This is a genomic window from Candidatus Ichthyocystis hellenicum (assembly GCF_001460935.1).
Classification (GTDB): Bacteria; Pseudomonadota; Gammaproteobacteria; order Burkholderiales; family 2013Ark19i; genus Ichthyocystis; species Ichthyocystis hellenicum.
This window is the reverse complement of sequence record NZ_LN906597.1, coordinates 559,658-574,327: the sequence shown is the minus strand read 5'-3', so window position 1 is coordinate 574,327 and position 14,670 is coordinate 559,658. Positions and strand designations below refer to the sequence as shown.

Sequence of the window (14,670 nt, the reverse complement as noted above, 5' to 3'; positions counted from 1 at the left end):
ACACAGATGAAAATTCACTTGCGCTTTTTAGGCAACGGTATTCTGGGACAGATCATCCGTGCCATAATAATAATTGTGGTAATTATTGCTTCATCAATTGTCGCTTTTTTCGCCGGCGTCTTTTCTTTGCACAGAGACTCTACTACCCGCTTGAAAATAATCATGTCGATAGTAAAATGGCTTAGCTATGCCATGCATGATTTTATGATCGGAAAAATTATCTTTAAGGGCAAGGAGAACCTAGATCAAATTAAAGGCCCCGTAATTTTCTCCTCCAATCATGAGTCATACTGGGACGCTATCACCATGCCAGTAATTCTTCAACCAACAGTCTTCACGATCAAGAGATACATACTTTTCATACCCTTTGCTGGATGGACAATTGCCCTTACTCCTGTAATAAAAGTTGATTCTGGATTATTTGGATGGAAGCGCAAAGATAAGCAAATAGTCTTAGAAAAAGGTAAAAACGAGCTCAAAAAAGGCAACAGTGTCCTATTTTACAGCCAAGGAACAAGAATAAGAGATGGTAGCAGGGCCCCTTTCAAAAAAGGAGCCGCACGCCTTGCCTTGGAAACAAACACCCCCATAATTCCAATAGCGGTAAACAGCATAAAAATATGGACAGGAGTAATTTTTACCAAAACCGGGGACGTAACCATGTCGTTCGGAAAAGCCATTTATCCGAAGGGAAAGACAGTAGAGGAACTTACCGGAGAATTGGAAGATTGGATATACACGGAACGTAGCACACTAGACTAAACAGGTCTCCTTCTCTTCAGCTTTATTCTCAATAAAATCCAATACGTGTGCCATATCACTGTTTTTTCTGACACTGGAGATAATCCTCCTCCAACGACAAGCCCCGTGGGTGCCATTCATTATATTTACAATATATTTCATAAGGCGATAAGCACCTATGCCATCTCGTTGTTTTTCTTGCATGAGCGCATACTCCACAAATTTGCGAACAATTGCTCTCCTGGTAACTTCCTCTCCTTCTACAGAATCACCGTACAAAGAATCTACTCGGCGTAAAAACCATGGATCATTGAGAACCTTCCTACCCAGCATTACCCCATCAACTTTCTTCAAATGCACCACAACATCATCGAAATTAAGAATATGTCCATTGATAACGATGCAAAGGTCCGGAAAATCATCCTTAATTCGGTATACAAGATCATATCTCAACGTCAACGCAGACAAATTAATCTTGGGAGACACTTTCTTCTCCAAGATAGCATTGCGAGCGTGAATAATGAAGGTACGTACCCCAGACTCTGCAACAGCACCAACAAAATCTCGAAACATGGAATAGCAAAAAGTATAATCTATCCCTAATCTGTGCTTTATGGTCACATCTATAGAAACAGAATCCATCATGGCCTTCAAACAAGAAACCACAACTTTAGTATCTTTCATCATCCCTACACCAAATCCACCATCAATAACTCTACTGCTAGGACACCCACAATTAAGATTAATAGCTGAATATCCGGCCATCTCACCTTTTTGAGAACAGAGTGATAAATCACTAGGAACATTGCCCCCCAACTGCAAAACAACCCTACCCAGATCATCCGGATGATAAAGAAGATCGCGCTTGGAGTGAATAATGGAGTTAGTTGTAAGCATCTCGGTGTACAAACACGCATGCTTGCTCAATAGACGATGAAAAACCCTAGCATGTCTATCTGTGTAATCCACCATAGGCGCAACAGAAAAAATATCTCTCGTCAACATATTCACCCAAAACTAAAGCATTGGCATCAGGAAACAGTAACCCAACAAAATTTCCTTTTTCCAACCTGAATCAAAAATTTACCCAAGGGCAATAACAAATCCTTGTCCAACACTCGATCTTTATTACACCTTACGGCTCCTTGCTGAATCATACGCGAAGCCTCACTATGACTATCAACTAACCCGGACAGTTTCAGAACCTTAACCACAGAAATAGCACAACCATCACCAGCAGCAATTTCCATTTCCGGAACATCATCTGGAACTTCATTCGCACTAAATTGACGAAAAAAAGATTGCTCGGCCTGAAAAGCATGATCATGTGACCAGTAGCGACAAACCAATTCCTTGGCCAATGACACCTTCAGATCCCTAGGGTTTTTATCACCCGAGGAAACAGCATTTTTACTATCCAAGAGTTCGTCATTTGAACAGGTTGAAAGCATTTCAAAGTAACGCCACATAAGGTCATCTGAAATTGACATCACTTTGCCAAACATCTGCTTCGAATCATCAGTAATACCAATGTAGTTACCCAAAGATTTTGACATCTTATTAACTCCATCTAACCCCTCCAATAGGGGCAACATTATTATACTTTGTGGTATCTGAGAGTAAGTTCTCTGCAATTCTCTGCCCATCAATAAATTAAATTTCTGATCTATACCCCCTACTTCAACGTCCGCTTCCAAAGCAACAGAATCATAACCCTGAAGTAACGGATATAAAAATTCATGAATAGCAATGGACTTATTTGAGGAAAATCTCTTTTGAAAATCGTCCCGTTCAAGCATCCTTGCAACTGTGTACTGAGATGATAGGTTTATCAATCCTGAAGCACCAAGCTTATCCAACCATTGACTATTAAAAACTATCTGAGTTTTGTCTTTATCAAGAATTTTGAAGGCTTGATCACAGTAAGTCACGGTATTAAAGTTAATTAACTCATCACTCAAGGCAGGACGAGTAGCATTTTTCCCAGTCGGATCACCTATCTTTGCTGTAAAATCACCTATAACAACGATTACTTTGTGGCCTTGGTCTTGGAATATTTTCAGCTGATCCAGTACAATCGTGTGACCCAAGTGCAAATCGGGAGCGGTTGGGTCAAAACCAGCTTTAACATTAAGAGGACACCCTAGATTAAGCTTCTTTAATAGGTGTTCGTCAGCTATAAACTCCTTTGCCTTAGGGGCAAGACACAACATGTGCTCATTTAGCATTTGGTGCATAGCATAAACCTTGTTTTCTCGGAAAATTCATGTTAACTCGCGATGATAAATACACTATTACTTCAATCGGCCTCATGTCAGGAAGCAGTTTAGACGGTGTAGACGGCGTTTTGATGGCATATGAAAACAAGTTCCAGATTCTAGCACAAGCATCTACAGCATTCAGCGATCAGCTGCGCAATAGGATAGATAACATTCGGCAATCCGGTAAAGTATCCTTAGCAGATTTTTGCGAACTATCAACAAAAATTGCCGACGAGTACCTGCTAGTATGCAGTACCTTAATTGATCAATCCCACCAACTTAAGCGGGAAGTTAACATCATAGGGGCTCACGGACAAACACTTTGGCATCAACCACCGCTCTACTCACTTCAAATTTGCAACTATGCCCGACTTGCACACCTCACTGGAATTTCCGTAGTTGGTGATATTAGAAACGCAGATATTGCTAATGGAGGGACTGGGGCTCCACTTGCACCGATATTCCACAGCGCCGCTTTCCTGTCTCCGGAGGAAAAAAGGGCCATAATTAACCTTGGGGGCATTGCCAATATCACGGTGCTATCGGATACTTCACGAGGATGGGATATGGGACCGGGAATGACGCTAATGGATAGCTGGTACAGAGAGCATAAAAATGGATCTTTCGACATTGACGGTAATTGGGCGCAACAAGGACACCTAAACAAAGAATTTTTGGCATCCCTGCTAAAGGACGCCTTCTTTAGTTACCCGCCCCCCAAAAGCACCGGACAAGAGGTATTTAATATGAACTGGCTAAAGGATAAGATCAACAAACACCCTGGAATATGCCCCTTGGACGTGCAAAACACGCTGGCCGAACTCACGGCTACGCTATGCAAACAAACCGTAGATACGTTCGCTCCAAACACAGAAGCCATATATCTTTGCGGAGGTGGAACAAAGAATGGTTATCTAAGGAAGAGAATATCAGAACTAAATAAACGCCGCAAAGTATTGTCGGTAGAAGCCTTAGGAATAAAACCAGAATACGTGGAATGTTGTCTTATGGGATGGCTGGCAGTAAAACACATACTAGGTGAGCCCGTAGCAACCCATCAGGTAACAGGAAGCAACCCCGTTTCCAAAATTTTGGGCGCTCTCTACCCTGCCTCGCAGAGCCAATTGGCAACATCAAGAGCATAATAAGTCAATATCGCATCTGCCCCCGCACGCTTAAAAGCCAACAACGACTCTAGTACAACCTTTTTTTCGTCTATAAATCCAGCTTGCGCCGCAGATTTAATCATAGAGTATTCACCACTAACATGATAAACAAAGGTGGGCGCACCAAGAAGATCTTTAATAGCATACAAAACATCAAGATATGGCAACCCCGGCTTGACCAAAACCACATCTGCTCCTTCAGTTAGATCCAGACAAGCTTCGCTTAAAGCTTCGCTGCGGTTAGCTGGATCCAGCTGATACGTTTCCTTTGTAGCACGCCCCAAATTGACGGAACTCCCAACAGCATAACGAAACGGGCCATACAGCGCAGAAGCATATTTTGCAGAGTGTGCGACTATAATTGCATTGTGAAAATTATTCAACTCAAGAGCCTGGCGTATACATAAAACCCTACCATCCATCATATCAGATGGGGAAACCATATCTGCACCTGCGCACACATGATTCAATGCCTGCTTAACGAGAATATCATTAGTAGCGTCATTTATAACGTATCCAAACTCATCCACAATGCCATCCTGGCCATTAGAAGTATAAGGATCTAGTGCCACATCGGTCATAACTCCTAAATCAGGGAAATTACCCTTAATTGCACGTACGGCTTTGCAAACTATATCGTCTTCCATCAGTGCTTGAGATCCAGTAAGATCCTTAACATCTGAATTAATTCTTGGAAAAAGCTCAATCGCCGGAATACCCGCAGTAACGACCTTCTCCAGATAAAACATCAATCTGTCCAGGGAATAGCAAAAAACATTAGGCATACAGGGAACACTGCTCTCCACGCTTTCTCCCTCACATATAAAAACGGGAAGAATCATGTCACCAACGCTCAAAGAAGATTCCTGAACTAATGCCCGAGAAAACCAGTTTTTCCTGAGTCGACGCAAGCGCGTAGCAGGAAAAGACCTATGTGAAAAATACGCTCTCATAAAGACCAACTCACCTTAGAACCAACTTTTTATTACATTCGTCAATGAATCTATCCCTGTCCTACGGAGGCTAGAAATCAAGCTAAACACTGGCAATATGTTTGCCCCGACTAATCTGGTAGTAACATAATTTCTTACGCTATCTGACACACGTCGGCACTGACTTTCCGAAAATTTATCAGATTTACTCAACACAATGTGGATGGGAACACCAGTCTGAGAAAACCATAAAATAAATTTTTCATCCAAAGATGTAACTTCGCGTCTTATATCGAGGAGCAAAATCAAGCCAGATAAATTCGATCTCGTCAGCAAATAGTCCTCAATAAACCCAGCCCACAAATTTTTTTCTGATCTAGCAACCTTAGAAAATCCATATCCAGGCAGATCCACCAAAAAACCTCGTTCGGGTATCAAAAAAAAGTTGAGAGTACGAGTACATCCTGGGGTCTTGCTAGAATAAGCCAAACGTCGTTTGGACGCCAATAAATTTATAAGTGTAGATTTACCACAATTAGAACGCCCAACAATAGCAACTTCCGGCAATAAAGAACGAGGAAGGTCTTCTCGACGCACAACAGTGCTAAAATAGTCTATGCCGTGTATCATATAGATCCTGTGGTAATTTTTGAGACTAAACTGGCACATAGGTAGCTCAGATTAGATAGATAACCTTTTCCCCTAGTGTACCAATTCTCTTGCAAATAGTATTTGGAGTACATCATGTTTAGACCATTTAGGGTAGTTTTTTATCTACTCCTCGTTTTGGCATGCAATCTTTGCTGGGCATCTGAACAGCAACCCACTGTAAACAGGAACTGTGCTCAATGCCACGGGACAGACGGCAACGGGCGCGATGACAAAGGAAATTGGCTAATAGGGCCATCAATTGCTGGGCAAATTCCGGAGTACATTACCGAACAACTGCGGAATTTTGCACATATTACTGACAAAGATAATAAGCCTGTTCTCGATTCAAAGGGCAATTATGTATACAAGCGTTACGCTATCTACATGTCTCCCTTGGCAGATGTACTGGATGATACCTCTATGGTTAATTTTGGCAGCATGTACCATGGATACAAAACCAGAATAACACCCATAAAAGCAGTCCCAGACTTGCTAAAAAGGGGAGAAAAAATTTGGCACGAAGGAATTCACGAATCTCACGTACCAGCTTGTTCTGCCTGTCACGGGGTAGTTGGTCAAGGCATACCAAAATTGTTCCCTAGACTGGGTGGACAACAAGCACAATACTTGGACAAGCAACTGAAAAAATTTCGTGACGGAAAGCGCCCTGGAGGACCAGCGGACATGATGAAAACCATAGCATCCCGATTAACAGATGAAGACATGATGGCCGTTTCTGTGTATGCCTCTGGTCTGGACTTTAATCCAGACTCAGACTTCCTAACTGGAAAACAATGACCTACAGCAGCATCTAAATCTGATGTTTTGGGAATCTATTGGTACGGTAAGAAGAGAACAACACAGATGAAACTGCCCCCCTCCATCCTCCGTTGGCGCTCCCTGCTTTCATCAATGGGGTTTGCTGTCAGCCTGTTGATAATTTTGTCTGCGGCATCGGTAATAGGAACGGTACTCCAGCAAGATCAACCAGAGGCCAACTATGTCAGGCAGTTTGGGGTATTTTGGTTTCCATTTTTCAAATATTTAGGACTCTACAACGTATACAACTCTGTTTGGTACATTACCATCATAGCCGTGCTAATAACATCGATATCATTCTGTCTGTACCGTCAAATCCCATCGGCTATGAAGGGATGGAAAAATTTCAAATTTCCGAAGAATCTTATCCGTACGGCTGAATCCAAAGGATCATACAAAATCCCACCAGATTCCCTGAACCTAGCCATCGTAAACTACCTAAAAAAAAATGGTTATCTCGTAGTTTCAACCCCGGATGAAAAAAAAAGCTTAACCTACATAGTTGGGAAAAAAAAGTCATGGCGCTTCATTGGCTATTTTCTAGCCCACTCCGCCATTATTACTATATGCTTGGGAGCAATGATAGATGGCCACCTTCCCCTAGTTCTTAAAATGAGCATAGAAAACAAGAAACCACTAGATGCCACGGAAACAAAATACACTTATAAAAATATAATCTATGATAGCTCTATTAGCTACCGTGCCCAGGCATTTCTAGCCCCCAACACCGTAATCGACGGTGGAATTGTAAATATTAACGGGGGAACAATAATACAAAAGTTACCCTTCTTCATTGGTATAAAAAGCTTCGATATCGATTGGTATCCAAACGGAACACCCAGGCAATTTAGCAGTTCAATTTGGATTAAAGATAAATTTTCTCACAAAATTTTTGAAAGAAATATTTCTGTAAACCACCCATTACGCTACAAAGACTTCAGCATTTACCAGTCTAGCTTCTCCAATGAAAGCACTAGTTTAACAATATCTTTATTACCTTTAACCAAAGTACAAACCGAAACTAAAAACCGTATCCAATTGAAAGTCGGACAAAAAATACCACTGCAACACGGAAACATAATGGAAATAACCAGCTTTAAGGAAAAAAATATTGAAAATACGTTATTTATAGATGGAAAAATAAACAAACCCTCCAACACATCTCCTATAACTCGCTTTTTTTCTTCCGCTGGAACTTTATCATCGCAGAAGTTTACCGATCTAGGACCCAGCTTCACTTACACGATTATGAGCCCAAGTGGAAAAATTATTGAGTATCACAATTTTGCTCACCCGATAAAAGTACAGGATCGTTTTTGGATATTTCTGGGCGTACGCAAAAATTTAGATGATAATTTTAGCTACTGGAAAATACCAACTAATGCTAATGGTGACCTAAGAACCTTTTTCAACTTCCGCAATCACCTCATAAATCAACGCTACAGACCAGAAATCATCTCCTCTTTCTTGAAACAAAGTACTGCTTCCACAGAAAATAAGATTCATGTATCAGTATTATTAAGCAAAATGCTATCATCCTTCTCGGAACATGGATTTAGGGGAATATTTGATATTATTCATATAACAAGTACGCAAAAAACCCTATCCAAGGACCAGGAAAATTTAATCAAGATATTCGAAAAATTATGCTTCTTTGTCTGGCAACATTACCTAGGACAAAGCGATACCTCTCGCTTCTGGGACCATCTTTTATCAATTTCAGACGGATTTGAATATACATCTACATTCATCACACTATTGTCTGAATACAAATCTGCAACTGTCAGTATCCTAGAAATCACAAAATCTCCAGGACTATTCTTCATTTACTTTGGCTCTATATTCCTAATTGCAGGTGTGATAATTATGTTATACATCCGTGAACAAAAAGTATTCGTTCTTGTACAACATAGAGAATTCGGCCTGAATGAAGTTCTCATAGCCAAAAAAAACGACCAGCACGACGATTTGGAGCAAATAATCGAAAAACTTATTAAGGAAATTGAAGCATGGTCAGAATGAACAAGCTACGCCACATGGTTAAACAAGATCTATGGATATTGGTGTTATTTTGCCTAAACTTTTTTCTCACATCTGTTTTTCTATCCCATTTTTTACACAGCCAAGCGATTTATCCACCAACTCTACCTACAATCGCTGTTGGCAGCATAGTTTTAGCTCTATTTTTGCTGTCCTACTTTTTTTGGACTGAGTTATTCATAACCATCAATCTGTCCGTTGTAACTGCTACATTTGCCTGCAATCTCTACCAAAATCAACTCGAAAACATTGACCATTCATTTTGGCTTAAGTACTTCATTTCCAGCCAATGCTTAATCGGATGGATGTTTATCATATTCTTCATGGCAATGATAGCGCACTGGATAGACCTAGTTAAGCGCCCAGACACATCTAGAACTAAGCTTACCTGGTTAGCAGTAGGATGTGGATTATCAGGCCTACTTGTACGATGGTACGAATCCTACATCATGGGAAATGATATTGGCCACATACCTTTTTCCAACTTATATGAAGTATTCATTCTGTTTATGGTTGTAACAGCTCTAGTTTCTCTTTGGTATGAGAGAAAATTATCGATACCAAATTTAGGAGCTATAATTATTCCGATAGTTGTAATTGCGGGATTATTCATGATTTGGTATGGAGCAACCCGTAAATCATACCTAATAGCACCACTGGTACCTGCACTACAGTCTTATTGGATGAAAATACATGTTCCGGCAAATTTTATCGGTTACGGATGTTTCTCTGCGGCGGCTATGGTAGGATGTGCCTGGATTTTAAAAGAAAAAAACTTAATAAAATCACTCCCCCCCCTGCTAACATTGGAAACTCTCATCTATCAACTCATTTCATCTGGGTTTATGTTCTTCACCTTGGCAACAATACTAGGAGCCTTATGGGCGGCAGACGCATGGGGCTCATACTGGCAATGGGACCCCAAAGAAACATGGGCACTAATTGTATGGCTAAACTATGCTGCATGGCTACATGCCAGGTTTATACACAAATTTAACTACAAAGTTATGGCGTGGTGGACAGTAATCGGCTTAGTAATAACACTATTCGCATTCCTAGGGGTAAACATCTTCCTATCAGGATTACACTCCTACGGACAGCTATAGAGTATAAAGAAATACCGGACTAATCTGTTACTTTATCGCATTAAGCACAAAAATATATTATCTTATTACATACTCAAATCTTCTAAGGGATATCATGAAACGTATTCTTCCTTGTTCCGTCTGCTTGTGCCTGATTTTAGCTACTGCAACACTAACTTCACCTGCAATAGCTGAAAACACACCAGGTACTCCCGCTATGGCTGTGTCAACATCTCAATCTGAAGATGCTATCTCTGCGCTAGAAGAAATGAATAAAATAAGATACATACAAACTTCCAACAGAAAAAAATCGGCAGAAGCCCTTGCGTCCAGATTGGAAGCTATCTTAAAAAATAACCAGTCGCCGGCTAATAAGACTGTTTATGCAGCAGTACTATCGTTCCTAGCCAAAGAAAATGGTGGTTTGGGAGGACTATCTTTAGCAAAAAAAGCACGTAAATTACTATTAGAGGTAATTTCATCTAATGATCCTGGCGCTCTAGATGGTTATGCTTACATAACTCTTGGTGCCCTATACCTAAGAGTTCCATCTTGGCCCCTAGGATTTGGAGACAAGAAAAAAGCAAAGGAAATGATTGACAAAGCTATAGCACAAAATCCAAAAAATATTGATGCAAATTTCTACCTTGCAAGCTACTATATAGCAAAGAAAAATAAAACTCTTGCTCGTCAAAAATTTAAGGAAGTACTAAGCCTACCCATTAGAAAATCTCATACTATTGGTGATGAAGGTCGCAAACGGGAAGCAAAAGAAGCCTTGTCATCACTGTCATAACCATGAACCTACTCTTTATAATTGATCCAACAGAACGGCTCATTTTTGATCGAGATACCTCTTTGTTTATAATGCGTCAAGCATTCAAAAATGGCCATTCTGTATCATTCTGCCAGATAGAAGACATATCTTTTGTAGACAATGAATTGCTGACGGTATGTCGTCAGATCAGTGCCTTTGAACCGGCCAGAATAGTATCTATGTCGTCTGAGGTTCTATTACGCAAGTTTGACCAAATTTTCGTTCGAAAAGAACCCCCATTTGATCAGAATTACCTCAACCTCACTGTTCTTCTTCAGCTACTGCAGAACAAATCTAAGGTAGCAGTACACAACGATCCGGAACATCTTCAAAAAATTAATGAAAAGATGTCCATTTTCTATTTTCCTGAAGATATAGCCCCCACGATCGTAAGTTCTAATCGGCAACAATTGTATAACTTCTCTCTACATCATAATGTGACAGTTGCTAAAAAATTGAACGGAATGGGTGGTGATGCGGTGTTCGTAATAAGAGAGGACGATAAAAACAAGGTCCTACTTCTGGATACTCTTACCAAACACTTTACTGAAAAGATCATGCTACAGAAATTCCTACCTCAAATAAATGACGTGGGGGACACAAGAGTTATAGTTGTCCGAGGTGAAGTCATCCCGTTTGGGCTAAAACGACTTCCTCAAAAAAATGACTTTAGGTCTAACATTGCTGCAGGGGGAATTGGACAGGTCAAACCTCTATCGGAGAAAGAGAAAAAAATTGGAGAAAAAGTTTCCGGATTTTTTGCCAAAAAACCGCTAGTAATGATTGGACTTGACATTATTGACGGTTATCTTAATGAGATAAATATCACCTGCCCCTCTTGTCTTAAACAAATCGAAGAAGGAACTGACTTCACGCTCAATTTGGCAGATAAATTCATCCAAAAACAAACATAAACTCAGACTAATCAAACAGCTTTTACCATTGCATTAAGCATGCGAAACAAAACCATGCTCATTTACTCAGATCGAAATATAATTTATTCATTTATTGACCGACAACATTGCTACTTGGCGGACATCAAAAAGAAAAAACGGGTACGTTAATTATGATCAAATGTAGAGAATATGCAATAAAAGTTAAGTAAAAGTTGCATAGCTATTAATACTGGAACAAAAGAGGGCACATTAAACCGCAATCCCCTATCTGAAAAGCAATCACCACCATTAACCGCAGGCACCGTACGAATCTGAACTTGCAAGAAAGTAGGAACTGATGTTACGGAAAACATCTTTCCATCTAATTCCAAAAAATCTACATCAAACATAAAAAATTATTTACATCAATAAGCTCGAAAAAATTACTGTAGTATTATTAATTTAAAAATAATATGGGTGCAATTTGGTCGCGGCAGAGAGTCCGCCAGCCCGTTTTAACCGCTAAGTCGGAAGTGTGTATGGTTAATTAACAAGGAGAAGAAAATAATATGATGAATAGTAGTGATTTCATAACTGTTGATCTAGAAACATCAGACGTAATTGTTGCGGAAACAAATGCTTCTCAATTAAGTGAACTAACCCATTGTGAATCCGAATCTGCAATAGGTGCATGTACTCCTCCTGCTGATAACTCAGTACCAGGCACACCAAAGAGAGAAGAAGAAAGAACAGCCGACACGGCTTCACTTCAAGAAGAACGCCCTGTCAACGAAGTAGCTCGCCATGTAGACCAGGTCAATTTAGATATAGCGCGCAACAGATGGATTAGAGATGAGTGCTCCCATTCAATAAACAGATGGCACAAGGTATCTTTTTCCATTATTATGTCACTTGTAGCTGCAGAGGTGATTTTTATGAGCATCTCTTGTGCAAGACTAGGAACTGCCCCAACAAGGATGTGCAGAAAGTTTTTTTTGGGTGGCATTCTAGTTTTAGTGGCATTACTTTTTGTAGTACACACATTTTTATACTGTTTAAAAAAGGTTATCTTTAGAAAATACCCCATCGAACCTAATAGACGAGAGCCCAACCAGTAAGGTTTACATCACGTAATAGTTTTTCCGAAGTAACCTCGCACCCGTTTAAATAATAGACCTTTATATTTCCTTCTTACACCCTCTTTGCCTTAGAATGGTAGATATTAACAATAAACCTACAAAATTATTTAATATCTGAGCACATAAAAAATTACTGCATCTCTTTCGATTTCAGAATACGATGACACTCGCTGATGAGCGCAATGTCCCTGTTATATTGATGTATGTAGAGGGGAGAAAGCGTAATGCAAGTTAGTAACTGCGCAGTTGTTGAACCAGAAGAAATCGTCTCCATAGATGTTGATCCAGAAGCATCATACGAGGTCACTACAGAAATAAATGACCCAACCGAGCCTGAAACAGGACCATCGCAATTGAGTGCGCTGATCCCCTGTGAATCCGGAGTAGACGCTTGTACCGATATTGCTCAAAAAGATTCCAGCATACCGAAAAAAATTGAGAGAGTGAGAGCCAACCCAAATCTCCTTCGAGAACCACCCCGAGAACCACCTATCAACAATCGCAATGTATACCGACCAGCCTTCAACCCGAACTATAATATCTGGATTAGGAATATCACTTCCTATCATATGGATGAATTGATTAAAACGTTTTCTTTATTTCTTGTATTGCTTGTGCCTGTAACAGCATTTTCTATTAGTATCTTTCCTATGAGTACCTATTGTAAAGAACGGTCAAACCCATCAGCAGGGAAATTGAATAGGGATCCCTGCAGAAACTCGTTTTTAGTCGCCTTTGCGGGGTTAATGGCATTCACTCTTGTGATTATTACATTTTTATATTGTTTAAAAAAAATCATCCTTAGAATGTATCCACAACCACAAATTCAGCACCGATAGAACTACATCATCTTATAGTTTTTTTCCGAATCAAACCTATAACAGTCTAAATCAAACTAGATAAGCATGCGAAACAAAACCATGCATTGATGAATATTTACTTGGATTGAGATATAATTTGTTCGCTTATTGACCGACAACATTACACAAACTTATGATCACATAACTTATGTTACCTCTGAAGCACACAATAGACCTTTATATTTCCTTCTTACACCCTCTTTGCCTTAGCATAGTAGATTTAACAATAAATCTACAAAATTATTTAATATCTGAGCACATAAAAAATTACTGCATCATTTCCGATACTAGACACTCGCTGATGAGCGCAATGCATACATTGGTATACTGTTTAAAAAAATCATCTTTGGAATATTATAATATTAATAGAAATGTTACTCATAAATTTTATTACTACCAAATTACTACCAAATAATCTTCAAAAAAATACCGGTCATGTTCTGTCGAGAAATATCAACTACTAAGTCGGTCAATACGAATTTGATCTTATATTAATTATACTAACCTATGCTCCTATAATTTATTTCATTTCTTAAATATGGAGACCTTTATTTTTCCTAGTCATAATACCTTTCTTTCTCAACATGATGGATTTAACAGTGGTATACTCTGGGAAAGGTGGGTTTATGGCAATAGGAAATGGATGCATTGACATTAGTGATTTACCCAACACCATCGTTGAAGACATTGAAGAAACAGTAGTAGATGTAGTAGATGAATCTAGAATGATCTCGTCGTCGTTAGGCCAACTTGCCTCGAATGATTCCGATCCTCAACAAAAAGATAGCGCTGTTTATAACTGTGAAATATTAGACAATGTCGAAGAAAAGGAAGAAACAAAAGTTGAAGCTGTACAAACAACTTTATCGCCTACATCCCTTGATTCCGTCAGAACAAACCGCACAAATGCAATGCATGCAGCCAGAGAACTCGTGTATGAAGAAGGAATTTCTCGAGAAAGATTGACCCCCATATATAGAAATGCTCGTCACTGCCATACATACCGAAGGATGGTTTACCTGCTCATGATACTGTCTTTATTCTTTACAATGATTTTGGTGTACCCAAAATGTAGCAATGAAGAAAATTCAGAAGCTGCTCATTGTTGGAAGGTAATGTTCGGTTCAATTTTTTCACTGTTATCATTTCTATTCTTCGTGCAAATTGCATTATGTGGCTTAGAATCAATTCAAAGGAGACGATTAGAAGAAGATTAAAAAGTAAAATTAACGTAAACCGTACTATTGAATTTGAGTTACCTATGATTATCCGTCCTGTTACTTA

General features: G+C 39.5%; 15 protein-coding genes. 10 read left to right on the top strand and 5 right to left on the bottom strand.

The features are described 5' to 3' along the window. Positions 1 to 6 precede the first annotated feature (6 nt). Positions 7 to 762 carry a lysophospholipid acyltransferase family protein gene (locus Arg41_RS02745; RefSeq protein ID WP_092342339.1) on the top strand — a complete coding sequence of 252 codons (756 nt, stop codon included), beginning with the start codon at positions 7 to 9 and terminating at the stop codon, positions 760 to 762. On the opposite strand, the gene dusA is transcribed toward Arg41_RS02745, so the two are convergent. Beyond that, complete coding sequence (dusA, locus tag Arg41_RS02740; protein ID WP_092342337.1) at positions 754 to 1,746, bottom strand: tRNA dihydrouridine(20/20a) synthase DusA; 993 nt, start codon at positions 1,744 to 1,746, stop codon at positions 754 to 756. The two genes, Arg41_RS02745 and dusA, sit on opposite strands and share 9 nt — an antisense overlap. Positions 1,747 to 1,772: 26 nt before the next feature. Beyond that, on the bottom strand, positions 1,773 to 2,978 hold the full coding sequence (gene tyrS / locus Arg41_RS02735) for a tyrosine--tRNA ligase (RefSeq protein WP_242641378.1): 1,206 nt from the start codon (positions 2,976 to 2,978) through the stop codon (positions 1,773 to 1,775). 29 nt (positions 2,979 to 3,007) lie between these two features. Between tyrS and Arg41_RS02730 the strand changes: the two genes are divergently transcribed. After that, complete coding sequence (locus Arg41_RS02730) at positions 3,008 to 4,147, top strand: anhydro-N-acetylmuramic acid kinase (RefSeq protein WP_092342335.1); 1,140 nt, start codon at positions 3,008 to 3,010, stop codon at positions 4,145 to 4,147. Here Arg41_RS02730 and hemB read toward each other — a convergent pair. Both hemB and yihA read right to left on the bottom strand, forming a co-directional pair. Further along, on the bottom strand, positions 4,105 to 5,121 hold the full coding sequence (hemB, locus tag Arg41_RS02725; RefSeq protein ID WP_092342333.1) for a porphobilinogen synthase: 1,017 nt from the start codon (positions 5,119 to 5,121) through the stop codon (positions 4,105 to 4,107). The genes Arg41_RS02730 and hemB overlap by 43 nt on opposite strands. Positions 5,122 to 5,136: 15 nt before the next feature. Then, positions 5,137 to 5,730 (bottom strand): ribosome biogenesis GTP-binding protein YihA/YsxC, encoded by a 594-nt coding sequence (gene yihA / locus Arg41_RS02720; RefSeq protein ID WP_157722242.1) that lies wholly within the window; start codon positions 5,728 to 5,730, stop codon positions 5,137 to 5,139. A 114-nt stretch (positions 5,731 to 5,844) separates the two neighbouring features. Here yihA and Arg41_RS02715 point away from each other — a divergent pair, with 114 nt between their 5' ends. The 5 genes from Arg41_RS02715 (at position 5,845) to gshB (ending at position 11,426) form a co-directional block, all read left to right on the top strand. Beyond that, on the top strand, positions 5,845 to 6,549 hold the full coding sequence (locus tag Arg41_RS02715) for a c-type cytochrome (RefSeq protein WP_092342330.1): 705 nt from the start codon (positions 5,845 to 5,847) through the stop codon (positions 6,547 to 6,549). Between the two features lie 66 nt (positions 6,550 to 6,615). Then, on the top strand, positions 6,616 to 8,592 hold the full coding sequence (locus Arg41_RS02710) for a cytochrome c biogenesis ResB family protein (RefSeq protein ID WP_092342328.1): 1,977 nt from the start codon (positions 6,616 to 6,618) through the stop codon (positions 8,590 to 8,592). Continuing rightward, positions 8,580 to 9,716 carry a c-type cytochrome biogenesis protein CcsB gene (ccsB, locus tag Arg41_RS02705; protein ID WP_092342326.1) on the top strand — a complete coding sequence of 379 codons (1,137 nt, stop codon included), beginning with the start codon at positions 8,580 to 8,582 and terminating at the stop codon, positions 9,714 to 9,716. Before Arg41_RS02710 ends, ccsB begins: the two co-directional genes overlap by 13 nt. Positions 9,717 to 9,810: 94 nt before the next feature. Then, positions 9,811 to 10,491 (top strand): tetratricopeptide repeat protein, encoded by a 681-nt coding sequence (locus tag Arg41_RS02700; RefSeq protein ID WP_092342324.1) that lies wholly within the window; start codon positions 9,811 to 9,813, stop codon positions 10,489 to 10,491. 2 nt (positions 10,492 to 10,493) lie between these two features. Then, positions 10,494 to 11,426, top strand: coding sequence for a glutathione synthase (gshB, locus tag Arg41_RS02695; protein WP_092342322.1), 933 nt, complete (start codon positions 10,494 to 10,496; stop codon positions 11,424 to 11,426). A gap of 146 nt (positions 11,427 to 11,572) precedes the next feature. On the opposite strand, the gene Arg41_RS02690 is transcribed toward gshB, so the two are convergent. After that, positions 11,573 to 11,797: a hypothetical protein gene (locus tag Arg41_RS02690; protein WP_092342320.1), complete on the bottom strand. Its 225-nt coding sequence runs from the start codon at positions 11,795 to 11,797 to the stop codon at positions 11,573 to 11,575. Positions 11,798 to 11,956: 159 nt separating this feature from the next. On the opposite strand from Arg41_RS02690, the gene Arg41_RS02685 reads away from it, so the two are divergent. The 3 genes from Arg41_RS02685 (at position 11,957) to Arg41_RS02675 (ending at position 14,603) form a co-directional block, all read left to right on the top strand. Beyond that, positions 11,957 to 12,505, top strand: coding sequence for a hypothetical protein (locus Arg41_RS02685; protein WP_092342318.1), 549 nt, complete (start codon positions 11,957 to 11,959; stop codon positions 12,503 to 12,505). 245 nt (positions 12,506 to 12,750) lie between these two features. Next, positions 12,751 to 13,365 carry a hypothetical protein gene (locus Arg41_RS02680; RefSeq protein WP_092490454.1) on the top strand — a complete coding sequence of 205 codons (615 nt, stop codon included), beginning with the start codon at positions 12,751 to 12,753 and terminating at the stop codon, positions 13,363 to 13,365. Between the two features lie 647 nt (positions 13,366 to 14,012). Beyond that, entirely contained in the window at positions 14,013 to 14,603 is a 591-nt protein-coding gene (locus Arg41_RS02675; protein ID WP_092342294.1) for a hypothetical protein, read from the top strand. The last annotated feature ends 67 nt before the right edge of the window (positions 14,604 to 14,670 follow it).